This window comes from Vibrio rubrogenes (assembly GCF_059641415.1).
In genome coordinates, this window is record NZ_JCARSY010000002.1 from 146,140 (window position 1) to 172,006 (window position 25,867).

General features: G+C 45.4%; 20 protein-coding genes. 8 read left to right on the forward strand and 12 right to left on the reverse strand.

What is annotated here, in order from left to right; all coding sequences use genetic code 11:
- Positions 1-60: 60 nt before the first annotated feature.
- Positions 61-5,103 carry a FimV/HubP family polar landmark protein gene (locus tag AC55NX_RS02805; RefSeq protein ID WP_496994362.1) on the reverse strand — a complete coding sequence of 1,681 codons (5,043 nt, stop codon included), beginning with the start codon at positions 5,101-5,103 and terminating at the stop codon, positions 61-63.
- A gap of 273 nt (positions 5,104-5,376) precedes the next feature.
- Positions 5,377-7,047 carry a glutamine--tRNA ligase gene (glnS, locus tag AC55NX_RS02810; protein ID WP_496994363.1) on the reverse strand — a complete coding sequence of 557 codons (1,671 nt, stop codon included), beginning with the start codon at positions 7,045-7,047 and terminating at the stop codon, positions 5,377-5,379.
- Positions 7,048-7,664: 617 nt separating this feature from the next.
- On the opposite strand from glnS, the gene nagC reads away from it, so the two are divergent.
- Positions 7,665-8,879, forward strand: a complete 1,215-nt coding sequence (gene nagC / locus AC55NX_RS02815) for a DNA-binding transcriptional regulator NagC (RefSeq protein WP_496994364.1) — start codon at positions 7,665-7,667, stop codon at positions 8,877-8,879.
- 293 nt (positions 8,880-9,172) lie between these two features.
- A complete protein-coding gene (asnB, locus tag AC55NX_RS02820) occupies positions 9,173-10,837 on the forward strand; it encodes an asparagine synthase B (RefSeq protein WP_496994365.1) in 1,665 nt (554 codons plus the stop codon).
- Between the two features lie 101 nt (positions 10,838-10,938).
- Here asnB and rfaH read toward each other — a convergent pair whose 3' ends face one another.
- From rfaH to htpG, 4 genes are all read right to left on the reverse strand, one after another.
- The gene (rfaH, locus tag AC55NX_RS02825; RefSeq protein WP_496994455.1) at positions 10,939-11,433 is read right to left on the reverse strand and encodes a transcription/translation regulatory transformer protein RfaH; all 495 of its coding nucleotides are present in this window, start codon (positions 11,431-11,433) and stop codon (positions 10,939-10,941) included.
- A gap of 73 nt (positions 11,434-11,506) precedes the next feature.
- Entirely contained in the window at positions 11,507-12,481 is a 975-nt protein-coding gene (gene hemH, locus AC55NX_RS02830; protein ID WP_496994456.1) for a ferrochelatase, read from the reverse strand.
- A 184-nt stretch (positions 12,482-12,665) separates the two neighbouring features.
- Positions 12,666-13,310: an adenylate kinase gene (gene adk, locus AC55NX_RS02835; RefSeq protein ID WP_059120295.1), complete on the reverse strand. Its 645-nt coding sequence runs from the start codon at positions 13,308-13,310 to the stop codon at positions 12,666-12,668.
- Positions 13,311-13,624: 314 nt separating this feature from the next.
- Positions 13,625-15,529, reverse strand: coding sequence for a molecular chaperone HtpG (gene htpG, locus AC55NX_RS02840; protein WP_496994366.1), 1,905 nt, complete (start codon positions 15,527-15,529; stop codon positions 13,625-13,627).
- Positions 15,530-15,793: 264 nt separating this feature from the next.
- Between htpG and AC55NX_RS02845 the strand changes: the two genes are divergently transcribed.
- The 3 genes from AC55NX_RS02845 to AC55NX_RS02855 all read left to right on the forward strand — a co-directional run bounded on the left by AC55NX_RS02845 (position 15,794) and on the right by AC55NX_RS02855 (position 17,659).
- Positions 15,794-16,675, forward strand: coding sequence for a winged helix-turn-helix domain-containing protein (locus tag AC55NX_RS02845; RefSeq protein WP_496994367.1), 882 nt, complete (start codon positions 15,794-15,796; stop codon positions 16,673-16,675).
- Between the two features lie 5 nt (positions 16,676-16,680).
- Positions 16,681-17,196 (forward strand): regulatory protein ToxS, encoded by a 516-nt coding sequence (locus tag AC55NX_RS02850; protein ID WP_496994457.1) that lies wholly within the window; start codon positions 16,681-16,683, stop codon positions 17,194-17,196.
- Positions 17,197-17,383: 187 nt separating this feature from the next.
- On the forward strand, positions 17,384-17,659 hold the full coding sequence (locus tag AC55NX_RS02855; protein ID WP_496994368.1) for an Rdx family protein: 276 nt from the start codon (positions 17,384-17,386) through the stop codon (positions 17,657-17,659).
- 42 nt (positions 17,660-17,701) lie between these two features.
- Here AC55NX_RS02855 and AC55NX_RS02860 read toward each other — a convergent pair whose 3' ends face one another.
- The 4 genes from AC55NX_RS02860 to AC55NX_RS02875 are packed head-to-tail and all read right to left on the reverse strand — an operon-like array spanning position 17,702 to position 19,980.
- Positions 17,702-18,115: a CBS domain-containing protein gene (locus tag AC55NX_RS02860; protein ID WP_059120291.1), complete on the reverse strand. Its 414-nt coding sequence runs from the start codon at positions 18,113-18,115 to the stop codon at positions 17,702-17,704.
- A complete protein-coding gene (locus tag AC55NX_RS02865; RefSeq protein ID WP_496994369.1) occupies positions 18,112-18,462 on the reverse strand; it encodes a P-II family nitrogen regulator in 351 nt (116 codons plus the stop codon). The genes AC55NX_RS02860 and AC55NX_RS02865 overlap by 4 nt, the downstream gene beginning before the upstream one ends.
- Positions 18,452-19,249: a DUF1538 domain-containing protein gene (locus AC55NX_RS02870; RefSeq protein WP_059120290.1), complete on the reverse strand. Its 798-nt coding sequence runs from the start codon at positions 19,247-19,249 to the stop codon at positions 18,452-18,454. Before AC55NX_RS02870 ends, AC55NX_RS02865 begins: the two co-directional genes overlap by 11 nt.
- The gene (locus tag AC55NX_RS02875) at positions 19,246-19,980 is read right to left on the reverse strand and encodes a DUF1538 family protein (protein ID WP_496994370.1); all 735 of its coding nucleotides are present in this window, start codon (positions 19,978-19,980) and stop codon (positions 19,246-19,248) included. The genes AC55NX_RS02870 and AC55NX_RS02875 overlap by 4 nt, the downstream gene beginning before the upstream one ends.
- Positions 19,981-20,308: 328 nt before the next feature.
- Between AC55NX_RS02875 and AC55NX_RS02880 the strand changes: the two genes are divergently transcribed.
- The 3 genes from AC55NX_RS02880 (at position 20,309) to AC55NX_RS02890 (ending at position 23,288) form a co-directional block, all read left to right on the forward strand.
- Positions 20,309-21,229 (forward strand): TIGR01777 family oxidoreductase, encoded by a 921-nt coding sequence (locus AC55NX_RS02880; protein WP_496994371.1) that lies wholly within the window; start codon positions 20,309-20,311, stop codon positions 21,227-21,229.
- Between the two features lie 50 nt (positions 21,230-21,279).
- Complete coding sequence (locus AC55NX_RS02885; protein WP_496994372.1) at positions 21,280-22,107, forward strand: SDR family oxidoreductase; 828 nt, start codon at positions 21,280-21,282, stop codon at positions 22,105-22,107.
- 326 nt (positions 22,108-22,433) lie between these two features.
- On the forward strand, positions 22,434-23,288 hold the full coding sequence (locus tag AC55NX_RS02890) for a co-chaperone YbbN (RefSeq protein ID WP_496994373.1): 855 nt from the start codon (positions 22,434-22,436) through the stop codon (positions 23,286-23,288).
- A 49-nt stretch (positions 23,289-23,337) separates the two neighbouring features.
- Here AC55NX_RS02890 and cueR read toward each other — a convergent pair whose 3' ends face one another.
- Both cueR and ligA read right to left on the reverse strand, forming a co-directional pair.
- Positions 23,338-23,739 (reverse strand): Cu(I)-responsive transcriptional regulator, encoded by a 402-nt coding sequence (gene cueR, locus AC55NX_RS02895; protein WP_496994374.1) that lies wholly within the window; start codon positions 23,737-23,739, stop codon positions 23,338-23,340.
- 51 nt (positions 23,740-23,790) lie between these two features.
- Positions 23,791-25,809, reverse strand: coding sequence for an NAD-dependent DNA ligase LigA (gene ligA, locus AC55NX_RS02900; RefSeq protein WP_496994375.1), 2,019 nt, complete (start codon positions 25,807-25,809; stop codon positions 23,791-23,793).
- Positions 25,810-25,867: the final 58 nt, after the last annotated feature.

Consider the following 25,867-nt stretch of genomic DNA (forward strand, 5'->3'; position numbering starts at 1 on the left):
ATGTACCTTTCATATCCATAGGGTACAGCCCTTTGTGAGTCATTCGACTGATCCCATCCGTCAATTTCTTCGATTCAGCTCGTCGATCAAGCGTTTTGCAGCCTGACGAATATCATCATTGCCATCAACAATCGCTTCTTCCAGCAACTTCACTGCACCTGCTTCATCGTTCATTTCGATGTAAATCTTGGCAAGATCCAGTTTTCCTGCGGCTTCTGCATTACTATCAACATCAACATTAGTGATATCCCCGATGACATCCGGAAACTCATTTAATCCGACATCCAGTTTGAGATCGACTTCTTCAAAAGGATGATCATGACCTTCAACCTGAGACATCAGTTCATCAATTGTTAAATGACGCTGCTGTCCAGACTCGTTATAGAATAAGTCGTCCTGAACTTCCCAATCTTCCGAATCCGCCTGGGGTTCATGTGTTTGATTTTCAGTTCGCCAAACATCCAGCTCCTCTTCCGGAACTTCATCAGGAATCGACGCTTGTTGTTCCGGAGAAAGCTTGAACCCATTCCAATCTTCACCCCCCATATTCAGCATCGAATCAAAATCCATTCCCGCACTGGCAATCCGATCTTCATCTAAATTTGGCTCAAAAACATACTGCTCTGGCTCAGCGTTTTCATCCAACAGCGCACCCAGTGCGTCTTCATCAATAGACGTTCTCGGGATCGCATCAAGACCAATTTCTTCATCGACAAAATCAGATGACTCGGTGGCTAAGTCAGTTTCTGGAGCAACGTCTGATCCAGTGACGGGTACATCACCCGCATTAGCTGGTGATGTATCGGATTCATTCAGCGCTGCGGTTTCATCGAATTCTGGTAGCGCTTCATCAGCGATAAAGTCTGATACATCGTCGCTCTCCGGTTGCTCCGCTGCTGCTTCGGCTTGCGTCGTTTCCGGCTCGATCGCCTGCTCACCATCATCGATGTCGGCCTCAGGCACATCATCTTCTTCGACGACGGAGGCATCATCTGGTAATGATGTATCGGATTCATTCAGCGCTGCGGTTTCATCGAATTCTGGCAGTGCTTCATCAGCGATAAAGTCTGATACATCGTCGCTCTCCGGTTGCTCCGCTGCTGCTTCGGCTTGCGTCGCTTCCGGCTCAATCGCCTGCTCACCATCATCGATGTCTGCCTCAGGCATGTCATCTTCTTCGACGACGGGGGCATCGGCTGGTGATGTATCAGGTTCATTCAGCACTGCGGTTTCGTCGAATTCTGGCAGTGCTTCATCAGCGATAAAGTCTGATACATCGTCGCTTTCGGGTTGCTCCGCTGCGACTTCGGCTTGCGTCGCTTCCGGCTCAATCGTCTGCTCACCATCATCGATGTTGGTCTCAGGCACATCATCTTCTTCGACGACGGAGGCATCATCTGGTAATGATGTATCGGATTCATTCAGTGCTGCGGTTTCATCGAATTCTGGCAGTGCTTCATCAGCGATAAAGTCTGATGCATCGTCGTCGCTCTCCGGTTGCTCCGCTGCTGCTTCGGCTTGCGTCGTTTCCGGCTCGATCGCCTGCTCACCATCGATGTCGGCCTCAGGCACGTCATCTTCTTCGACAACAGGGGCATCGGCTGGTGATGATGTATCAGGTTCATTCAGTGCTGCGGTTTCATCGAATTCTGGCAGTGCTTCATCAGCGATAAAGTCTGATGCATCGTCGTAGCTCTCCGGTTGCTCCGCTGCGACTTCGGCTTGCGTCGCTTCCGGCTCAATCGCCTGCTCACCATCATCGATGTTGGTCTCAGCCGCGTCATCTTCTTCGACGACGGGGACATCATCTGGCGATGATGTGTCGGATTCATTCAGCGCTGCGGTTTCGTCGAATTCTGGTAGTGCTTCATCAGCGATAAAGTCTGATGCATCATCGTCGCTTTCGGGTTGCTCCGCTGCTGCTTCGGCTTGCGTCGCTTCCGGCTCGATCGCCTGCTCACCATCGATGTCGGCCTCAGGCACGTCATCTTCTTCGACAACAGGGGCATCGGCTGGTGATGATGTATCGGATTCATTCAGCGCTGCGGTTTCATCGAATTCTGGCAGTGATTCATCAGCGATAAAGTCTGATGCATCGTCGCTCTCCGGTTGCTCCGCTGCTGCTTCGGCTTGCGTCGCTTCCGGCTCGATCGCCTGCTCACCATCATCGATGTCGGCCTCAGCCGCGTCATCTTTTTCGACGACGGGAGCATCGGCTGGCGATGATGTATCGGATTCATTCAGCGCTGCGGTTTCATCGAATTCTGGTAGCGCTTCATCAGCGATAAAGTCTGATGCATCGCTGTTCTCCGGTTGCTCCGCTGCTGCTTCGGCTTGCGTCGCTTCCGGCTCAATCGCCTGCTCACCATCGATGTCTGCCTCAGCCGCGTCATCTTCTTCGACGACGGGGGCATCATCTGGTAATGATGTATCAGGTTCATTCAGTGCTGCGGTTTCGTCGAATTCTGGCAATGCTTCATCAGCGATAAAGTCTGATACATCGTCGCTTTCGGGTTGCTCCGCTGCGACTTCGGCTTGCGTCGCTTCCGGCTCAATCGCCTGCTCACCATCGATATCGGCCTCAGGCACTTCATCTTCTTCGACAACGGGGGCATCGGCTGGCGATGATGTGTCGGATTCATTCAGCGCTGCGGTTTCGTCGAATTCTGGCAGTTCTTCATCAGCGATGTCGGCCTCAGCCGCGTCATCTTCTTCGACGACGGGGGCATCATCTGGCGATGATGTATCGGGTTCATTCAGTGCTGCGGTTTCATCGAAGTCAGGTGATGCCGACTCAGTCACTTCTTCATCATCCGGTATTGGTGGAGAAGATAGTTCTAGTTCTTCATCAATATCCCAATCCGTGTCTTGCGGCACCCCAAACTCATTTGCGGCAACTGACTCATCATCTTCATCAACCTGCTCACTCCCTTCAATTTCAGGATTGAAATCAAAGTCGTCTGCGTCCTCTTCCGGTGCCTCTGCTGAGACGGATGTTTCAAAATCGACTTCGTCTAATAGCGGGTCTTTATCCGGTGCAGAACTAATCAGATCATCAATAAATCCTTCACGATTAAAATCGTCATCTTCCTCGGCACTATGCTGTTCAATTTCTAGTAATTCATCAAATAACTCTGTTCCGTCATCAAGCGGAGTTATATCTTCATCGAGCTCTGCATCTGCATCCAAGTCTTCATCAAGAGCGAGTGTTTCAAAATCAAACGGGTCATCACTATCATCGTCATCCGCTAAGTCAAGGCCGCCTAGATCTTCTAACTCTTTATCCCAGTTGAGTTCATCGTCTGATTCATCCAGTAACTCATCCAGCAACGCAGTACTTTCATCGATCATACTGTCTGATTCATCTTCGGATGTAGCTAGTGTGTCAAATGCTCCAGTATCAAATGCTTCATCCAAGAATGAATCATCCTGACTATTGGCTTCTAACTGCTCTAAATCGGCTTGTTGTTCAATACTGTCAAATAAAGCTTCCAGATCGCTATCAGAGGCTACCCCGGCATTCCCCAGATCGAACTCGTCATCTTGCTCCTCTGCCAATAAATCATCGAGCATGGATTGATCGAGCTCTGTCGTATCCAAATCATCGTCAAGCGCATCACCATCCAGCAGTGTCTCAATTTCGTCCTGAGACATACCGACTTGATCGTCACTGGAAAGGTCGAAATCCTCACCCTCTGCTTGTTCTTCATCATCTGCAGCGAGAGATGCATCCTCAAGCGCCCGCTCCATTTCTTCCAGACCGACCGCTTTATCTTCACTGTTGACACTAATACCATTTGCACTCGCTGAGAAATCACTATCGAGGTCTGTATCAACTAAATCACCATCATCATCGATGCTGGCAAACAGGTCTTCCTCACTTTCATCACCCAGATCCAAATCAAGATCGACATCGTCCAGTTCAGCAAACACATCATCGGCATCCGCTTCATCCTGAGCGTCACTTTCTTCTGATTCAGGGCTCGTAGTGCTAAAGAGATCATCATCAAGTGATAGGTCATCAAGTTCGTCATCGTTACCGCCGACCTCTGCGGCATCTCCGATACTAATCGGTTTATCACTCACATCCTTCGACTCAGCGGTCGCATCAGATGATGTATCCGATGTTTTTCTCCGACCAACAAGCCACATGACCAGTAAAGCGATCAATAATCCGGGAATAAGGGCGAGCGCGCCCACCGCCCATCCGTTTGACAACAATTTGTCTAGTGATGTGGGTGCCATCCGCTCAGCTTCTGCACGTTTTCTACGCTCTTCAGCCAGTAGTTTTTCAACTTCAGTACGAACTTTGTTTTCATCACCCAGTTCACTCTTCAGCTCACTCACTTCTGACTGAACTTTTGACAACATGAGTGTTAAACGGTGGTTTTTCTCTTCAAGGGCCAGAATTTCTGAGTCTGCCCCTTTCGCATCTGATGAGGAGAATGACAGCACACTCTGGGGAGCTTCTGTCTGAGCTGGTGGCTGCTCTGACGGAATAATCTTTTCTGTCGGCGGACTCACTTGCTGAGCATCAGCTGATTGCTGTGCCGGCTTCGTATCAGGTTGGGCTGTCGGTGGGGTTTCTGCTTTGACAGACGCGGGCTCTGCCGGCTTCACCGTACGAGATCTTGCCGCAGAGGATGAATTGGTTGCAACAAGGCGAGTCGCCTGATCTAACCGTTGCTGATGGGCCTGCATGACCCGTGTTGCTTCTTCTGTAGTGACACTGCGGATCTGCACAAGAGATGGAATGCGTAACCGACTTCCCGGAATTAAGCTGTGGATATTCTGCTGTTCAAATGATTCGGGATTTAACTGATAGAGAGCAAGTAGCGTTTGCTGAACGGTCACTTGATTTGATGGTCTGAGTTTTGAGGCAATAGACCATAATGTTTCTGTTCCGGAGGTGGGGCCATAAAATTTTGAAGGCTCATTATTTGATTGTGCAGCAGAAGACCTCACCGCTTCACTGTATTGGGGTGATGACTGCACCTGACCTGTTGGCCCAAGCAGACGGATACCTTCTGCATGAACAAGAGAAATCTGACCCACGGCTGCTATTGCAAGTGGTAACAACAGACGTTTTAAAAATTGACGCATATAAAGCTCAGCTATGTGCTTAGGTAATAGTAAATTCAATAATCTGTTAAATATATCGGATTACACCAGCAAAACTATAGGTTATCCGGAAAAAAACTGTTTTGCCTACAATAATTGCGCGCATCTCACACATTTTCCACTGTTCTGATTCACCACCAGCCCCTGCATGCGTTCAAATAGCATCAGATCACACCAGTTGATGACGTCAAAAAGCATGATTTGAACAGTAAAAAAGCCAGCAATGCTGGCTTTCTATCACTTCCTCAAAGCATATCAGACCGCTTCAATCTTCGCCCATGTGTCTCTTAAACCGACAGTCCGGTTAAAAACCAATGATTCGGCTGAAGAATCGCGATTATCTGCACAAAAATAACCTAAGCGTTCAAACTGATAACCAAATTCTGGCTGAGCAGCGGCTAAACCCGCTTCCACAAAACCTTGTTTACGAATCAGAGAATCAGGATTCAGGACTTGCGTAAAGTCATTCTCTGCTGCCGGATTGGCAACCAAGAAGAGCCGATCATATAACCGGAATTCAGCGGGAACGCCTTGGTCGACAGAAACCCAATGAATAACGCCTTTGACTTTTCGGCCGTCCGCAGGATTTTTACCCAGAGTATCGGCATCGTAAGTACAGTAAATCGTCGTAATCTCACCCGCGCTATCTTTTTCAATCCGCTCAGCTTTAATGACATAAGCACCGCGTAAACGGACTTCTTTGCCAAGAACAAGACGTTTATATTTCTTATTCGCTTCTTCACGAAAATCTTCACGCTCAATCCAAACTTCCCGGCTAAAGGCAACTTGGCGACTCCCCATCTCAGGCTTGTTCGGATGGTTGGCGACGTCCAGCATCTCCACCGCATCAGCGTCATAATTTTCAATGACAATCTTCACCGGATCCAGTACAGCCATGGCTCTGGGCGCATTTTCATTCAAATCATCACGAATACAAGATTCCAACGCACCAAATTCAATTATATTTTCTTGCTTCGTCACACCGATGCGTTTACAGAATTCACGAATCGCTGTCGGTGTAAATCCACGGCGACGTAAACCAGAAATTGTCGGCATCCGCGGGTCATCCCACCCTGAAACCAACTGTTCAGACACCAATTGATTCAGCTTCCGTTTCGACATCACAGTATATTCAAGGTTTAAGCGGCTGAACTCATACTGTCTCGGATGGCAGGGAATAGAAATGTTATCCAATACCCAATCATACAAACGTCGGTTATCTTGAAACTCGAGGGTACACAGAGAGTGGGTAATACCTTCCAATGCATCCGAAATACAATGGGTCAAATCGTACATCGGATAAATACACCATTGATTACCTGTTTGGTGATGCTCAGCAAAACGAATCCGGTATAAAACTGGATCACGTAAGACGATAAACGAAGAAGCCATATCGATTTTAGCACGTAAACAGGCTTCACCTTCCTGAAATCCACCACTGCGCATTTTTTCAAATAATGCGAGGTTTTCGTCAACACTGCGATCACGGTAAGGACTTTCTTTCCCGGGTTGAGTCAAGGTTCCCCGATACTCTCGGATTTGTTCTGGTGTCAGTTCTTCAACATAAGCCAGCCCCTTCTCAATCAACTCAACTGCATAACGATACAATTGGTCAAAATAGTCAGATGAATAGCGTACCTCGCCGGCCCATTGAAAACCCAACCAGTTGACGTCTTTCTTAATCGACTCAACATATTCGATGCTCTCTTTTTCTGGGTTTGTATCATCAAAACGTAAGTTACACTGGCCCTGATAATCCTGAGCAATACCAAAATTCAAACAGATTGACTTAGCATGTCCGATATGAAGATAGCCGTTCGGCTCTGGTGGGAATCGGGTATGCACACTGGTATGTTTGCCTTCCGCCAAATCTTTATCAATAATCTGACGGATAAAGTTCGATGGACGAGCCTCAGCTTCACTCATCTATAACACCTCAATAATTTTGTATTCTCAGGACCGTGACTCATCTGTTTGAATCCAGACAAGTACACCACGAATAATTTTGCAGTTAGGATATAAAAATTAACACCCCTAATGATCCACAATTCTTTGTGATTACACAATATGATTCCGGGATATTCTTAAGATTATTTCCTGAGATTGATCATTTTACATCGATAAAACGGTATTTCTGGTTTTTGGCGCTGGATTGCGCATCAAGAGCGCCATCATAATTAGCATTTACATCTTCCAAATATTGCGAAAAAGTAAACTGAGATGGCAAAAGATTAGTGACCAATGCCACAGCTCCTACAGCTGCAGCTGGAGAGGACTTTATTTTTAGCGATAAGGCAGTATATTACCGCTTTGGCAGGATATTCTGGACTCAGACAATGAACTGCCTTGAACACCAGCCATCATCGTACAAATAAACTCAGTGAATGTACCGTCGTCTGCCGGTATAGAGAAAAGTACCATAGACATCACGCAACCAAATCGACACAATAAACACAGTAAGTATGTGGGTAGGCTATCATCGATAAAAAATTTTACAATCCGATGACAAGATTAAAAAATGGGCAATACGAGCAGCATAAGCAATGAATGATACGCAAAAAGGTAATGTAGATTTAGTCAAACAACTTAATAGTGCCGCTGTGTATCGGCTCATCGATCAACAGGGTCCGATCTCTCGCATTCAGGTTGCAGATATCAGTCAGTTAGCACCTGCCAGTGTCACGAAAATCACCCGTCAACTGTTGGAAAAAGGCCTCATTAAAGAAGTCGCACAACAGGCATCGACCGGTGGACGCAGGGCTATCTCTCTTGAAACTGAAGTGCTTCCGTTTCATTCCGTCGCTGTCAGGCTAGGCCGCGACTATATCCAGATCAGTCTTTATGATTTGGGCGGAAACGAAATTGTTTCCGATTATCATGAGTTTCAATATCTGCATCAAAAAGAACTCATTGAAGGATTACTTCACTACATTCGTCACTTCATCCGAGAAAAACAAGCATATATTCAACAATTAATTGCCATTGGTGTGGTTCTCCCCGGACTGGTTAATCCAGAAACAGGCGTGGTTGAATACATGCACAATGTCGATGTTGATGAACTCGCGATGGGAGACATCATCAAAGATCACTTCGGCGTCGAGTGTTTTATCGGCAATGATATCCGGGGGCTTGCTCTCGCAGAACATTATTTCGGCTCAAGTCAGGATTGTCAGGATTCGATTTTGATCAGTGTCGGTCGAGGAACAGGGGCCGGGATGATCGTCAATGGCCGCATTTTTCTCGGATTTAACCGCAATGTTGGAGAAATCGGTCATATTCAGATCGATCCATTGGGTGCACAGTGTCAGTGCGGTAACTTCGGGTGTCTGGAAACAGTGGCATCCAACCCTGCAATCGTGAAACGGGTCAGACAGTTTCTTGACCAAGGCTATCAGTCAACACTTTCTGAACTGGAGCAGATTACGATTAACGATATTTGCGATCATGCCAATCAGGGGGATGAACTGGCACGTCAGACTTTAATAAAAGTAGGAGATCACTTAGGGAAGGCCGTCGCCATCACAGTCAACTTGTTCAATCCACAAAAAATTATCATTGCCGGGGACATTACTACGGCACAAGAACTGATTTTTCCGGCTATCGAGCGCAATGTACAAAATCAATCTCTGAAAGCATTCTATAAAAACCTTCCCATTGTAGCCTCGCAGGTTTACAAACAACCACCGATTGCCGCCTTTGCCATGATCAAACGGGCAATGCTCAATGGTGTTTTACTCCAAAAGCTTCTCGAAGAGTAATCTCAGCCCCATACCTCAAGGTAACCAAGCTAGTTTGGTTACCTTACTTTATATCCATCATATCTATCCATCGGATCATCTCTTAAATCAACTGACCCATGTTGAAGCAATGAATATTGAACAAAAAACAGACAATTCACACCATAACTATAAAAAATACAATAAAAATACATATTATTTAAAAATTATTCACCTTGAATGCACTTTTAATAAAAATACACACAATCAAGGGTTGTCTTTTCTAAAAAAAGTGGCACATTAAGATTCAAAGCAAAAATCATAAGGGAATGAGTATGTGTTCTATATTTGGCATCTTAGACATAAAAAGCGATGCATCGAAGCTACGTCCGCTGGCATTAGAAATGTCCAAAAAACTTCGTCACCGTGGTCCGGACTGGTCTGGTATTTATACATCGGATCATGCAATTCTGGCGCATGAAAGACTGGCTATCGTTGGTCTGAATAGCGGCGCTCAGCCAATCTACAGCTCGGATAAAAAACATATACTCGCCGTCAACGGTGAAATCTATAACCACAAAGAAATCCGAGCCCGTTACGAAGACAAATATGATTTTCAGACCGACTCAGATTGTGAAGTCATCCTTGCACTTTATCAGGATATGGGCGTAGATTTACTCGAAGAACTCAACGGTATCTTTGCTTTCATTCTGTACGATGAGGAAAAAGATCAGTATTTGGTCGGCCGCGATCACATTGGTATTATCCCGCTCTATCAAGGCTTTGATGAACATGGAAACTACTATATTGCCTCAGAAATGAAAGCGTTGGTTCCGGTTTGTAAAACCATTAGCGAATTTCCTCCGGGTTGTTATTACGGCTCATCTGATCAAGAGCCGATCCGCTACTATACTCGAGACTGGAACGACTATAGTGCCGTTGAAGATAATGTGACAGATAAAGAGCAACTGACTCAAGCCTTGGAAGCGGCTGTCAAACGGCAACTCATGACCGACGTTCCTTACGGTGTACTGCTATCCGGAGGACTGGACTCATCCATTACTTCCGCTATCGCGAAACGCTTCGCTGCGATGCGGATTGAAGATGATGAGCAATCGGCAGCTTGGTGGCCTCAGTTGCATTCATTTGCAATTGGTCTGGAGGGTGCTCCGGATCTTAAAGCCGCCCGGGAAGTCGCAACAAAAATCGGCACGGTTCACCATGAGATGACCTATACCATTCAGGAAGGTCTGGATGCAATTCGGGATGTGATTTACCACATCGAAACATATGATGTGACAACCATCCGTGCATCAACGCCAATGTTTTTAATGGGACGAAAAATCAAAGCAATGGGAATTAAAATGGTCCTTTCCGGTGAAGGTGCCGATGAAATTTTCGGGGGATATCTTTATTTCCACAAAGCCCCGAACGCTCGCGAGTTCCATGAAGAAACCGTTCGCAAGCTACTGGCGCTGAACATGTTTGACTGTGCACGGGCGAACAAATCTCTGGCTGCGTGGGGTGTGGAAGGACGCGTCCCATTCTTGGATAAAGAGTTTATTGATGTTGCCATGCGTCTAAACCCGAAAGATAAAATGTGCGGCAACGGCAAAATGGAAAAACATATTTTGCGGGAATGCTTTGAACACTATCTGCCAGACTCAATCGCCTGGCGGCAGAAAGAACAGTTTTCAGATGGAGTCGGCTACGGCTGGATTGATACTCTCAAAGCGGTCGCAGAAGAAAAAATCACCGACCAACAGATGGAAACAGCGCAGTTCCGCTTCCCTTACAACACACCGACAACCAAAGAAGGTTATGTATACCGGGAAATTTTTGAGGAGCTATTCCCGCTGGAATCAGCAGCAAAATGTGTTCCGGGAGGCCCATCTGTTGCCTGTTCATCGGCAAAAGCAATTGAATGGGATGAATCGTTTAAGAACTGTATTGACCCATCCGGACGCGCAGTCAAAAACGTTCATCAGGAAGCTTACTAAGCCGCGATTCTCAATAAGTACTACAAAAAAACAGCAGGATTTTTCCTGCTGTTTTTTAATGATAATGACAGAGACTTATCTGTCTAGAAGAGAAAGTCCGGCTAAGACAACTCCAAATCTCGATTATCAAAACTCATTGCAACGGTCTGACTAATCATTTTCACCAACATGATCGAACGCGTTTCGCCATCCTCTTCCTGATAAATGGCGTCAATCCCGGCAAATTGTCCCCCTTTCACCCGAATGACCTGCCCTCGCTGTGGCATACTCTGCTGAAGATATTGAGGATTTAATTCCAACGCTTTTAAGTGTTCGACCAACTCAGCACTTACTTCCTTAGGATGTTGCCCGAAACGGATAAAGTCAGCCACCCCTCTCGTCGAACGGACTGAAACAAAACTGGGGCCGCTCTCATAATCAAAACGGACAAACATATAAGAAGGGAACAGCGGTTCAAGTAAGGTTTGCTTTCTTCCTCGCAAAATCTTCTCGACTTTTATTTCAGGGTAATAGCATTCAACACCCTGATTCTCCAAATGGCATTTGGCTCGCTGCTGTTCTCCACGCTTACAATACAGTAAATACCATTGTTTCATATTCTGACAACCATTTTTCTCCTTCATATATAAACCCTAGCAACAGTTTTACAGAAGGTACATGTATAAACACTTATTCATGTTTGTTTGTCGAATGTTTCACCAATTCGGCGAATAAAGACACATAGGTATCTGAGTCGTTCAGACAGCCAATGAAGTTGTAAACCTCTCCGCCAGCATGCAGAAAAGTCTCTTTGCCCTCTTGCGCGATTTCTTCCAGCGTTTCCAGACAATCCACCGCGAATGCCGGAGAAATGATGTCCAGATTCTTGATACCATTCCGGGGAAGATTTTCTAACGTCTTATCGGTATAAGGTTGCAACCACACTTCTTTGCCGAAACGGGATTGATACGCTGTGCCGATTTGATGTGTCTCTAATCCCAACTCAGCGGCAAGCAGTCGAGTCGTCTCAATACAGTGCTGTGGATATACATCACCGTTATCTGCATATCGCTGCGGAATACCATGATAGGAACAGAGCAGATAATCTCCCCGACCATGTTGTTCCCAAGAATGCCGAACTTGCTCAGCGAGTGCTTTTATATAGAGTGGATGGTGATAATGATCGCGAATAATATGAAGTTCAGGGACCACCGAAAGTGACTTCAATGCATTGGCGACGGCATCATAAACCGCAGCTGTGGTTGTGCCAGAATATTGAGGATAAAGCGGTAATATCGTCACAGACTCAACCTGCTGCGCCATTAAACGTTGCAATCCATCCCGAACACTTGGCTGACCATAGGTCATCCCAACTTCAACCGGTATATCAAGCAATTTTGCCAATTTGTCGCGCTGACGCATTGAGTACACCATTAACGGTGACCCACCATCCATCCAGATCTGTTGGTATAAACGGGCAACTTTAGGTGAACGAATAGGTAAAATGACGCCATGTAATAATGGCCGCCAGAACCAAGGAGAGAGGTCAATGACACGCGGGTCAGAAAGAAACTCAGCCAAAAACGCTTTCACCGCAGCAGGTGTTGCTGCTGCCGGCGTTCCCAAATTAACTAACAGTACACCTTGTTTTTTTGCCGGATACATCACGTCAGATTTCACCTATTCAGTAAAACAATCTTCAAAAAATGCTATAGGCTATACTTTATCACGATTTTTAGCGAGAGCAGCGGCTGGATCAAAAAATCCAGAGCCTCGAACGACTCTGGATTTTTATTTGTCAAGATATCCCGTTATCGATGACCATCAGTCAGCGATAAATCAGAGGGGATCATCCTAATGCTTTTTCAATATCGGCACTGACTTCAGCAACCTGTTTGGTCCCATCCAATTTCAGATATTGGGTTTTCCCTGCTGCCGCTTCTTTGCTGTAGTACTCAATCAGCGGTGCCGTCTGCTCATGATACACAGCCAGACGTGAACGGACGGTTTCTTCTTTGTCGTCATCACGAATGACAAGCTCTTCACCCGTGACATCATCTTTACCTTCAACTTTCGGTGGGTTATACACCACATGATAAGTCCGTCCAGACGCTAAATGAGCACGACGACCAGCCATACGTTCAACAATCACTTTATCTGCAACATCGAACTCAATCACATAGTCGATCTCAATTCCCATCGCTTTCAGACCATCCGCTTGAGGAATCGTCCGAGGAAAACCATCGAGCAAGAAACCTTTCTCACAATCAGGTTGAGCAATGCGTTCTTGAATCAATCCCAGAATAATATCATCAGAAACTAACTGACCAGCATCGATAACTGCTTTGGCTTGCTTACCAAGTTCAGTGCCAGCTTTAATTGCAGCACGAAGCATGTCACCGGTAGAAATTTGTGGAATCCCATATTTCTCCATAATGAACTGAGCTTGTGTTCCTTTACCTGCACCTGGAGCACCCAGAAGAATGATGCGCATGTTTAATCCTCTTTAGAAAATGATGAATTATACCGAAACTCACTGCATTCACGTTGCCACGGAAAGTTTCGGTATAAGCGTATAATTCAAGTCATCAGACCATTCAATAGGCGAGCAAAATACACGCCTTCCCTGAGACATTCAAGTCTGAAATTCTACCATAAGGATTCATTTTTTAACGTTGAGTACGACTAAAGATTGATAGATATCTGATGTTCTGTGACAAACATGATACAAAATATCAATTATTTTCATAAAGTTACATGAATAAAAAAAATAAGCCCGCAATGCGGGCTTATTGAATATCAACAAACTTATTGAACCTTAGTCAAGAGTCGGTTGACCGCACTCAGGAATTGAGCGGGATCTTCCATTGAACCTCTTTCTGCCAACATCGCCTGACCTAACAGAATCTCGACCCAACGACCAAACTGCTCTTCATCCGGCTCATCAGCCATTTTCTTAACCAGAGCATGCTCCGGATTTAACTCCAGAATATATTTCACTTCCGGAGCAGCTTGTCCCGCAGCTTCTAATAACTTCGCCATTTGTGTACCAATCTCATAATCATCGGTAACAACGACCGCAGGTGTCGAGGCAAGTTTGAATGTTGTGCGAACTTCCTTAACGCGGTCACCGAGATAAGATTGTGTTCTTTCGACAACTGTTTTAAACGCTTCTTCTGTCTCTTTATGTTTTTCTTTCTCAGCTTCGTCCTCGAACTGGCTCAGATCAAGTCCGGCTTTGGTAATTGATTGGAACTGTTTTCCGTCAAACTCGGTGAGATAGTTCATCAGCCATTCATCAATACGATCATACATCAGAATAACTTCAATACCTTTAGACTTGAATTGTTCTAAGTGAGGGCTATGCTTCGCTGCCGCATAGCTGTCTGCGGTCAGATAGTAGATCTTATCCTGACCTTCTTTCATCCGCTCAACATACGCTTTCAGCGCGACGTTCTGCTCAGAACTTTCCGTATGTGTTGAGGCAAATCGCAGTAAACCGGCAATTTTCTCACGGTTTGAAAAATCTTCAGCAGGCCCTTCTTTCATCACCAGACCAAATTCTTTCCAGAATGTCTGATATTTTTCTTCATCGCTGGACATCCGCTCTAGCATCGATAACACACGCTTGGTGCATGCACTACGCAGTGACTGAGTCACTTTATTATCCTGCAAAATTTCACGGGATACGTTCAACGGCAAATCATTTGAGTCAATCAGGCCTCGAACGAACCGCAGATAAGAAGGCATAAACTGCGCCGCATCATCCATAATGAACACGCGCTGTACATACAGTTTCAAACCGCTTTTATGATCGCGGTTCATCATGTCCCACGGTGCTTTAGAAGGAATATACAGCAAGCTTGTATAGTCGTTCTTTCCTTCAACCTTGTTGTGGCTCCAGACGAGTGGATCAGCAAAGTCATGAGAAACATGCTTATAAAATGCTTTATATTCTTCCTCACTGATCTCCGATTTGGGTTGTGTCCATAGTGCTTCGGCTTTGTTCACTTTTTCCCATTCGGTCTCACCGGTTTCTTTACCTTCTTCGTCAGTTTTCACCGTTTGAATATAAACAGGGATACCAATATGGTCAGAATATTTAGAAACCAGTTCTTTCAAACGCCATTCAGATAAAAACTCTTCACCCTCTTCGCGCAAATGCAGAATAATATCGGTACCACGACTCTCTTTGCGAATCGTTTCCAGCGTATATTCCCCTTCTCCTTGAGAGTGCCATAAGACCCCTTCATCTGCAGAAAGGCTGGCATCACGGGTCCGGACAGTCACTGCATCAGCGACAATAAAAGCAGAATAGAAACCGACACCAAATTGACCAATTAACTGTGAATCTTTGACCTGCTCATCAGATAGTTTGGCAAAAAACTCTTTTGTACCAGATTTAGCAATTGTCCCGAGGTTATCAATTACACTGTCCCGGCTCATACCAATACCATTGTCTGATATCGTGAGCGTCTTCGCTTCCTTATCGAAAGACAGACGCACAGCAAGGTCGGCATCTCCTTGATATAGCTCCGGATTCGACAGCGCCTGAAAGCGCAATTTATCAGCCGCATCAGATGCATTGGAGATCAGTTCCCGTAAAAATATCTCTTTATTTGAATAGAGAGAATGGATCATCAGGTTCAGCAACTGCTTTACTTCTGACTGAAAACCACGAGTTTCTTTGTTATTCGTAACCGTTTCGCTCATACTAGCTCCATGACTTAATGCATTCATACCGATTCATAATGTATACAAATATTCTTGCTTGCTAGTAAAATATGGGTCATGAAAGTGAATTCAAGGTTAGACAGTCTAAAAACAGTGTTTTTTTCTAAAATTTTTATTATCCTGTGCTCAAGAAATCTCAATATATCTAAATGGCATCAAGAAAACTTAACTCGCCCTTAACTCAGACGTTGAGATAATCACGAAACAAATCGTCAGTATTCAATACATAAAAAGAAGACATTGATGAATACCATTAGCTCAAAATTCATCCTGGCTGAACGTTTTACATTCGTTCCCAACAATAACTCGTTGGTCGATAAAGAAAATGATAATGAAACTATTCGGCTAGGCAGTAACGAAAGTAGAATTCTATTGATGCTTGCTCAGCATCCTAATGAGGTCATTCGTCGTAATGAACTCCATGATTTTGTGTGGCGCAAGCAAGGTTTTGAAGTCGATGATTCGAGTCTCACCCAAGCAATTTCGACACTCAGAAAAATGCTCAATGACTCCACCAAGTCACCGCGCTATATCAAAACCGTTCCCAAGCGAGGTTATCAGCTGATCGCTAGCGTAGAGCTTCTTCCTGCTACCAATCCGGTCACATCAGATAAAGATGAGCCTCAAGATCAATCGGAGGAGTTACTGACACTTCAGGAAGAAGCATTAGTCGAATCGGCTCATGCTGTCGCTGAATTTGAAAAAAATTCACTCGATATGGTATCCAACCAAGAGACGCCATCGACGGTGCAACCGTCTGCTCAACAAACAAGCTGGAAAACTAAACTGTATTTCCTGATCGCATTCATTTTACCCATTACCGCGGTTACGTATCACGGACCAACTTACTCTCAGTTTCACAACTTAACGGTCATTGATGGCATTCCGATTAATACCCCGAAAAGTCATCCTGATTTGAGTTCATGGCTGCCATCGATTGAACTCTGCGTGAAAAGATACCGGGCAGCTCATGCAAAAGATACCCCCCCGAGTCAGGTCATCGCAACCAATGGCCAAGACAACAAAATGATATTGAACTATGTCTACCCAATTGAACATAGTGACAAAAATGCCACCTTGAACATTGTTGTCAATCAAGAGGATCTCACGAAGGTATGCCAGTGAAAAAGATGAACCAACGCATTGCGACGATCACGCTGCTTGCATCTATTGTTTTAAGTGCTTGGCTATACTGGGGCAGTGATCTGAAACTCAAGCAACTGCTGACATCAAGTGAGTGGCAATCAAAAGTCGTCACCCTGATCGAAAGTAAAAATGAAGTCGCCTCTGTTGGCCCGCTGCGTCGGGTCGATGTAGTCTCGAATGTAAAATATCTTCCCAACAAAACGTATATCCGTGTCTCCGTGATTCAGTTATATGCCAATGGGAAAGAGCCGGAGAGTAAAATCGACATATCAGAAACCGGCACTTGGGAAATCAGTGAAAACTACCTGTTGATCTCCCCGACAGAGTTTAAAGATGTTTCGTCTAGTGAGAGTAAAGATTTTACGCCAAAGCAATTAAATCTGATCAAGCAGTTTTTTAAAATGGATGCCCAGCAGAGCAGACGTGTTGATGTTATTGATAGTAAAACGCTTCTGTTGACCAGTCTGAATCACGACTCAACCATCCTGTTTAAAAACTAAGTCTGTTGAAGTCAGGCGCTTGATTAAATCAACTCATGCAATGTACGTCAACTTGATGGCATATTTGCGTATACTCTAGTCAGCTAAATTTCAGCCAGAACAGAAATTGTGTGAGATTTTTGCTTTTTTTAGATGTATTTTTATATGCTCATATTCGCCCAATCATCCTTATTTGAGAGTGGTATTCGTGCAAAAGATTAATATTCGTATTTTCTACTGTCGTCAATGTAATTGGATGTTGCGCGCATCTTGGCTAGCGCAAGAGCTACTCTATACATTCAGCGAAGAGATCGAGCAAGTTTCGCTCTGCCCGGATACAGGTGGTCGTTTTGAAATTTTCTGTAATGATATTCAGATTTGGGAGCGTCAGAAAGATCAAGGATTCCCTGATGCCAAAACGTTGAAACAACGCGTCCGGGATGTATTCGATCCCGAACGGAATCTGGGTCATATTGATCGATAGACTGCTCTTCGGGCAGTCTCATATTCAGTGAATCAACGCACTCTACTCAAGATCGTCTTCTTCAAGCATCCCATTGACGACAATATTATTGTAGCTAACCATGCCAATCACTTTTCCATGTTCAATAACGGGTGCCCGGCTGATGCCAAACCGTTCAAATAAACGAGCACAATATTTAACCTTCATATCAGGATCCACTGACAGCGCAGGTTTAGTCATGATCTCATAAATATTGGTCCGCTTTGATGAACGGTTACTGGCGAGCACTTTTTTGGCAATGTCATTCATCAACACAATCCCGAATTCATCATCATCGTGACGCTTATTAACAATTAAAGCTTTGACCTGCTGTTGCTTCGCAATCCGAATCGCTTCATAGACCGTCATCAAACCATCAACAAGGGCATAGGTATCGGTCATTACATCACGGACTCTCACGCTATCATGCCTATTCATAATTCGTCCTCAACGTATTTGGTTAACTTTTCAACCTGATGAGAGATGCCAACCACATCTTCAATATCAATCTGAAAGGCGATTCCCTGCCCTGATTCGGTTTCAAACTCCCCGACTTCATTAATTGTTTCCAAAATCTGACGAGACAAATGCTCTTCAACGACAAAGAGCACCATATCCTTCTGAACCTCCAATGTCAGACCAAAAAAGGTGGTTTTCTGATGGAGTCCTTCTCCTCTGGCATTGTTGATCACAGTTGCACCTGTCGCTCCTGCTTGTCTGGCGGCGTCTAATACTTTGTCTGTTTTACTATCTTCAACAAAGGCTACGATTAATTTAAAGCGCATTGTCTTTTTTCTCCATCAGAGAACGTTTACGGTTCAACCACTGTGTCACTTGCGCATATCCCATGACAGATATCATAGGAAAAAGACTAGCAAATGCGATTAAACCAAATCCATCGATCAACGGACTCCGCCCCGGAACCGTCGATGCGAGTCCTAACCCCAGCGCCGTAACAACAGGCACAGTGACCGTTGATGTAGTGACGCCTCCGGAATCATAAGCTAAAGGAACAATCATTTTGGGGGCATAAAATGTCTGAATCACAACCAGCAAATAACCGATAATGATGTAATAGTGCAACGGGTCACCCACGACAATTCGGTAACTCCCCAACGTAATACCGAATGCCACCCCTAGCGCAACAGCAACCCTCAAACCATTCACACCAATAGAACCACCAGATACTTTATTCGCTTTAATCGCAACGGCAATCAACGACGGTTCCGCGATCGTCGTACTAAATCCGATACAAAATGCAAACAGATAAACCCAATAGTAATTGATCCAATGTTGAGGGTCTGCATCATTCAAGCGAACCTGAGCAAGAAATGAGGGCGCGGTCAACTGCTGTGCCATCATTTCCCCCAGCGGAAACAACGCAGCATCCAGCCCCATCAAGAAAAGAGACAGTCCCAGAATCACGTATCCAAAGCCAAGAATCACATGTGGTAAACGTGCAACCGGTTTACGTAATATAACCAACTGAAACACAAACAAAATGATTGCAATCGGTAATACATCCTGAATTGTGGTCCATAGAATTTGGAAGAAATGGGCAATGGTTATCATGTTATCGTCATCCCGAAAATCATCACAAAAATCATCGGAAGTAACGATGCAAACGCAATCAGTCCAAACCCATCTACCATGGGATTCCGCCCTTTAATCGAAGAAGCCAGCCCAACCCCTAACGCGGTCACTAAAGGAACCGTAATCGTCGATGTGGTCACCCCACCGGAATCATAAGCTATCCCGATAATGGTTTCAGGCGCGAAAACGGTCAGGATCATGACACACGTGTAACCCAAGATAATCATCCAGTGAATCGACCACCCCTTCAGGATTCTCAATACCCCTAAAACGATAGCAAGACCAACCGACAAGGCCACCGTTAAACGCAATCCCATGGTATAGTCATTCATAGATTGCGCAGTCATCTCAATCACCCCACCAGATGCTGCGACTTTTGCAGCCTCAGCTGCGACAGCGGTTAAAGCGGGCTCCGCAATCGTAGTCCCAAACCCTAAACAAAAAGCGAATCCCAATAGCCCCGACAAATTCCCTTTCTTGGCAAATGCCTGAGCCATACTTTCACCGATGGGAAACAATCCCATTTCCAGACCAAAAATAAAAAACGTCAAGCCAAGAACAACGAATAACAGCCCACCCAAAATTGAAATCAAGTCTGGGAGAGGTTGTTGCAAAATGATCAACTGAAAAAAAGCAATGACCAAAATAATCGGGAGTAGATCTTTAAAACTTCCCAGCATTACTCTGAGCAACGCAATGAATGCTTTCATTTCTCCTCACTTGAGCCACTGACAACCTAATCTGCAAGAGGAAAAGGTCTTTGTGACAGGCATCATCGACAACCTGCATGGTATGGAATAACTTGATTATATGATGACAGATCCCCACAAGATTGCGTGTGACTTTGCTAAATTCATCGGCTAAAACCAAGAATCAATCACAAAAATATAACATCACCCTCTCGCTGGAACCGTGTTCCTACTCTCTGAAATCATTTATGATTATTCTATATATGATGAAATATCATCACTAACGCCAACGAAGGGAATCACCTCAAACCATCACTGGTATATTCGATCAACATGAAATGGGTAGGATATGAAAATACTTATCACCGGCGGCTCGGGCCTCATCGGTAGTGAATTGATCAAGCAGCTTATCACCCATGAACATGAAATTGTTGTCTTGACTCGTTCAGAGAACAAAACTCGGGAAAAGCTCAATCATCTCAACCATTATCCACTTGAATTGCTCACCAGCTTAGATAGCCTCCATGATCTCAACCATTTCGATGCTGTGATTAACCTCGCTGGAGAATCGATCGCCAACCGACGATGGACAGATGCCCAGAAACAAGCAATTTGCCAGAGTCGCTGGCAAATTACCGAAAAGCTTGTTGAGCTCATTCATGCCAGTTCATCCCCGCCATCCGTGTTCATCAGCGGTTCTGCCGTTGGCTTCTACGGCGATCAACAGGATCATCCGATTGATGAAAGCCTTCAGGTTCAAAGTCATAAATTCTCTCATTCGGTGTGTGTAACTTGGGAAAATATTGCCAAAAAAGCCGAATCAGAAAATACCAGAGTCTGCCTGCTCAGAACAGGAGTCGTTCTGTCCGCGGATGGTGGTGCATTACAAAAAATGCTACTGCCCTATCGGTTCGGTTGCGGCGGTCCGATAGGTTCGGGCAATCAGTATCTTCCTTGGATCCACATTCATGATATGGTTCAAGGCATTCTCTTTTTATTAGCAACCACCTACGCTCACGGGCCATTCAACCTCTGTGCACCACATCCGGTACCGAACAAAATATTCAGTAAAACCCTCGCAAAAACACTACACAGGCCACACATTATGTCGGTTCCTGCGTGGGCAATTCGGCTACTCATGGGAGAATCCGCTGCACTACTGCTCGATAGTACTCGTGCCAAACCCAAAAAATTAACTGAACTCGGATTTAAATTTCAGTACTCTCATCTGGAACCAGCACTCAAACAGGTTTTGCAGGCATTGCCATAACATCAATTAATTGTGTGGCAATGATGACTGACTCTACCCACGAGGGAACCATGCCTAAAACAATACTTATCACCGGATGCTCATCGGGTATCGGCTATGTCACAGCTCATGCTTTACATCAAAGAGGCTATCAGGTCATTGCCTCATGCCGACACATTGCAGATGTACAGCGGCTTAAAAATGAAGGCCTGACCGCCATTCATCTTGATGTCACCAATCCAGCAATCATTGACACAGCAATCGAGGAAGTGATGTCACTGACCAATCACCATCTCGATGCGCTATTTAATAACGGTGCTTATGGTCAACCCGGTGCGCTGGAAGATTTATCCACTCAGGCAATGAGGGAGCAATTCGAAACTAACTTTTTTGGTTGGCATGATCTCACCACCAAACTGCTGCCGCAATTTCGACGGCAAGGTCATGGCAGAATCATTCAGAATAGTTCGGTACTGGGATTTGCTGCAATGAAATATCGCGGTGCCTACAATGCCTCAAAATTTGCGATCGAAGGCTGGAGTGATACGTTGCGTCTCGAACTAAAACAGACCGACATCCATATCAGTATTCTCGAACCCGGGCCAATAGAGACGCACTTTCGTGAAAATGCACTGGCTGCATTCTTACGTTGGGTATCTCCACAAAACAGCGTCCATGCGCATGCGTATCAACAACAGATTGAGCGTCTGAATCAAGAAAAATCCAACAATCGGTTCACACTGCCACCGGAGGACTGTCTGCCTTCGATTCTTCATGCCTTAGAAAGCCCCACACCCAAAATCCGCTATCGAATTACCAGACCGACACAAGTGTTTGCCGTGCTTAAACGTTTACTGCCAACCCGCTGGCTTGATGCCATTCTTAACAAAGCGGCTTAGAAGACCGAGAAGAAAAAATAGAGGAAGGCTGTCATGATTATTTCATAATCACCTTCTAATATGCTCATGTTCTCGGCCGAGAATGCCACATCTTCTGGAACAGGTAAAAATGAGTCTCAATCAGCTAAACTGGCTAAGTATTTGTGTTGTTGTTATTTTTCTAATCATGTTTTAACCATCCCCCTTTCAGGCAAAAAAGCGCCAATCGCATCAGGTTCAGTGCTGACTGCCACATATTTATCCATGGATATTTCGGTTTCACTTGATTTTTAATAACCCGCCCATACTTATACCCTATCGCCCATTGAATTCAGGAAGTTCACCGAATGCATACACCACTTCACGTTGATGTCACCCAAGAAAATATCCGAGAACTATTAGAGGGCTCTTTTTCTGCACCGATCCTATTTTATTTTTGGGCACCGATGGACGAATCCAGTGCAGCCCTGATCCAGCCCTTGCAAGGATTAGCGCAGAAATATCAGGGAGCCTTTACACTCGCTTTACTGAATTGTCAGGAAGAACAAACCATTGCCGCGCAGTTTGGCATTCAGTCTATCCCGACTCTGGCGCTATTTTCTCAAGGCCGTCCTGTGGATGGATTAGGGGGGCCACAAACCATTGAGTCAGTTACAGCTATGCTTGAGAAACATCTCCCCAGCCAAGATGAAATGGATTTACAGCAAGCTCTGACGATGGTTGAACAACAAGAATATGCTCAGGCGCTGACGTTGTTACAAGCACTCCCTGAAACGCTGCAAAATAAAGGCGAAGTCAAACTTGCCTTAGCCAGTTGCCTGCTCGAAACCCAGCAATTTGAAGCAGCGGAAGCGCTCTTACAACATATCCCGTTAGAGTTTCAAGATAATGAGTACAAAAGCTTGCTCGCTAAATTGGAATTACATCATCAAGCCGCCAACAGCCCGGAAATTGTTGCACTGGAAGATGCATTTCAGCGTTCGCCACAAGACATGAAACTCGCCTGCGAATTAGCGGCACAATACCATCAGGTGCAGCGGGATGAAGAAGCACTGACTCTTCTTTGGTCATTTTTAAGCGCTGATCTCAATGCACATGACGGAGAGATGAAAAAAATATTCATGGATATTTTGAGTGCGCTGGGACAAGGGAATCCATTGGCGAGTCAGTATCGTCGCAGACTCTATTCTCTGCTCTACTGATCTTACGCAGTTTACCGACACGTGAACCACCAGCGATCACATTCACGGTTCACCGATGAGAGGACTGCCCTTTTAAATCATCAATAATGGGGCAGTCGCTGTTATCATCACCGGGACATTCAGCAATCCATTGTTCCAACTGAGACTGAATGAGCTGTAACTCATTCAGCTTACGAGTCACTTGAGCCAGTTTTTTTCGAGCTTCAGCTTTCACCGCACAACTTTTGCGACTCGGATCATTTGCCAAATGAACCAGTAGCTTGCACTCTTCAAGATTGAAACCAACTCGTTTTGCCCGGGCGATCAACAGTAAATCATCGATGTGTGACCGCTGATAAACCCGATAGCCATTCTCCCCACGCAGCGGTGGAGATAAGATGCCTTTTTCTTCATAAAGACGGATTGATTTGGCCGTCAAGCCAGTCAGCTTTGACACTTCACTAATATTCACCGAGACCTCCCTATGCCGTTGCATTTAAATAACGGCATGATGTATGTATGATCAGGAAACTGACGCCATCAAGGCCATGAGATCTTGTTCTGATTTCACCTCGATACCGAGTTCCTGTGCTTTGGTCAGTTTAGAACCGGCATTGTCACCGGCAAATAGCATATCCGTATTTTTAGACACACTACCCGTGACCTTTGCCCCCATCGCTTCAAGGGCAGCTTTGGCATCCTGACGAGATAACTCAGTCAACGTACCGGTCAAGACTACCGTTTTCCCAGCCAATGGCAACGCATCCGGTGCTTCAGCGGTAACGATTTCCGGCCATGTAATCCCCATCGACAGTAAATCATCAACGACGTGCTGATTATTCTCTTCTGAGAAAAAAGCAATGATATGACTCGCGACAATCGAACCAATATCGTTCACTTCGATCAACGCCTCGTGTGTGGCATGGCGGACATTCTCCAACGTTAGAAAATGGCGCGCTAAATTGTTGGCTGTCGCCTCACCGACTTCCCGAATACCCAGTGAATATAAGAAGCGGGGTAAGGTGGTTGACTTCGATTGTTGTAAAGCTTGCACCACATTTTGTGCTGACTTAGGGCCCATCCGGTCAAGAACAGTTAATTGGCCCGCAGAAAGACGGTATAAATCAGCCGGTGTTTTGATCATCTCTTTATCCACCAGTTGCTCAATGACCTTATCTCCTAAGCCATCGACATCCATCGCTTTACGGGAGACAAAATGCTTCAGTGCTTCTTTTCGCTGTGCCTGACACACCAAACCACCGGTACAGCGTGTAACGGCTTCTCCTTCAACCCGTTCAACATCAGAATGGCAAATCGGACAATGTGACGGAAATACAATCTCCCGACAATCGTCAGGCCGCAGTTCCGTAACAACAGAAACAATTTGCGGAATCACATCACCGGCGCGACGAATCACCACCGTATCACCGACACGAACGCCTAATCGGGCAATTTCATCTGCATTATGTAATGTCGCATTACTTACCGTCACCCCACCGACGAATACCGGTTCCAGTTTCGCAACCGGTGTAATCGCTCCTGTTCTGCCGACCTGAAATTCAACATCTTTCAGCCGGGTCATTTCTTCTTGGGCAGGAAACTTATAGGCGATGGCCCAGCGTGGCGCTTTTGAGATAAATCCGAGTTGTTCCTGCAACGCAAGATCATCGACCTTAATCACCACACCATCAATCTCATAAGCCAGATTTTCCCGACGTTGCAATATGTCTTGATAGTACATCTTCACCATATCGAGATTCGCGACCTGAGCGGTTTCCGGACACATCGGCAGTCCCCACTGCTTTAACTGGGCCAGTCGTTCATAATGTGAAGATGCCAAAGTTGCACCTTCAATCACACCGATACCATAAGCGTAAAAACTAAGCGGGCGTTTTGCTGTAATTCGTGAGTCAAGCTGTCTCAAACTACCGGCGGCTGCATTCCTCGGGTTGACAAAAGTTTTCTCACCTTTCTTCATTGCAGCTTCATTGAGTGCTGCAAATCCGGCTTTGGGCATAAACACTTCCCCCCGAACTTCAATGCGAACCGGCCAGTCATCCCCTCTGAGTTTTAACGGAATTGCACGAATCGTTTTAACATTTTCGGTGATATTTTCCCCAGTGGTTCCATCGCCACGAGTTGCGGCCCGCACCAAGACACCATTCTCATAAAGCAAGCTGACGGCCAGACCGTCCAGTTTGGGTTCACAACAGAACAGTGCAATACGCTGTCCGGCTAAACGCTCATTTATGCGCCGCGAGAAGCTGTCCAATTCTTGATCGTCAAATGCATTATCTAACGATAGCATCGGGATCTCATGTTGAACCGTTTCAAAACCATCGAGTGGCATCCCTCCGACACGCTGCGACGGAGAATCAGGAGAAATCAACCCGGGATTTGCTTCTTCCAACGCGATCAGCTCTCTCATCAGACGATCATATTCTGCGTCAGGAATCGACGGATTATCTTCAACGTAATATAAAATAGAGTGATGGTGGAGCGTGTCCCGCAATTCTTGAATTTTTTGTTCTATGGTCTGCATGTTTACTTCTCGGATTCATGAAAAAAGGCTCCATGCCGGAGCCTCCTCACCAGATACT

What these genes read in the sequence shown, in the direction of transcription:
- AC55NX_RS02875 (WP_496994370.1), bottom strand. Translation starts at nt 19,980, where the DNA reads ATGAAAGCATTCATTGCGTTGCTCAGAGTAATGCTGGGAAGTTTTAAA.
- AC55NX_RS02850 (WP_496994457.1), top strand. Translation starts at nt 16,681, where the DNA reads ATGAACCAACGCATTGCGACGATCACGCTGCTTGCATCTATTGTTTTA.
- AC55NX_RS02880 (WP_496994371.1), top strand. Translation starts at nt 20,309, where the DNA reads ATGAAAATACTTATCACCGGCGGCTCGGGCCTCATCGGTAGTGAATTG.
- AC55NX_RS02870 (WP_059120290.1), bottom strand. Translation starts at nt 19,249, where the DNA reads ATGATAACCATTGCCCATTTCTTCCAAATTCTATGGACCACAATTCAG.
- AC55NX_RS02845 (WP_496994367.1), top strand. Translation starts at nt 15,794, where the DNA reads ATGAATACCATTAGCTCAAAATTCATCCTGGCTGAACGTTTTACATTC.
- asnB (WP_496994365.1), top strand. Translation starts at nt 9,173, where the DNA reads ATGTGTTCTATATTTGGCATCTTAGACATAAAAAGCGATGCATCGAAG.
- ligA (WP_496994375.1), bottom strand. Translation starts at nt 25,809, where the DNA reads ATGCAGACCATAGAACAAAAAATTCAAGAATTGCGGGACACGCTCCAC.
- htpG (WP_496994366.1), bottom strand. Translation starts at nt 15,529, where the DNA reads ATGAGCGAAACGGTTACGAATAACAAAGAAACTCGTGGTTTTCAGTCA.
- adk (WP_059120295.1), bottom strand. Translation starts at nt 13,310, where the DNA reads ATGCGCATCATTCTTCTGGGTGCTCCAGGTGCAGGTAAAGGAACACAA.
- AC55NX_RS02860 (WP_059120291.1), bottom strand. Translation starts at nt 18,115, where the DNA reads ATGAATAGGCATGATAGCGTGAGAGTCCGTGATGTAATGACCGATACC.
- AC55NX_RS02890 (WP_496994373.1), top strand. Translation starts at nt 22,434, where the DNA reads ATGCATACACCACTTCACGTTGATGTCACCCAAGAAAATATCCGAGAA.
- glnS (WP_496994363.1), bottom strand. Translation starts at nt 7,047, where the DNA reads ATGAGTGAAGCTGAGGCTCGTCCATCGAACTTTATCCGTCAGATTATT.
- AC55NX_RS02805 (WP_496994362.1), bottom strand. Translation starts at nt 5,103, where the DNA reads ATGCGTCAATTTTTAAAACGTCTGTTGTTACCACTTGCAATAGCAGCC.
- AC55NX_RS02865 (WP_496994369.1), bottom strand. Translation starts at nt 18,462, where the DNA reads ATGCGCTTTAAATTAATCGTAGCCTTTGTTGAAGATAGTAAAACAGAC.
- nagC (WP_496994364.1), top strand. Translation starts at nt 7,665, where the DNA reads ATGAATGATACGCAAAAAGGTAATGTAGATTTAGTCAAACAACTTAAT.
- hemH (WP_496994456.1), bottom strand. Translation starts at nt 12,481, where the DNA reads ATGTATCCGGCAAAAAAACAAGGTGTACTGTTAGTTAATTTGGGAACG.
- AC55NX_RS02885 (WP_496994372.1), top strand. Translation starts at nt 21,280, where the DNA reads ATGCCTAAAACAATACTTATCACCGGATGCTCATCGGGTATCGGCTAT.
- rfaH (WP_496994455.1), bottom strand. Translation starts at nt 11,433, where the DNA reads ATGAAACAATGGTATTTACTGTATTGTAAGCGTGGAGAACAGCAGCGA.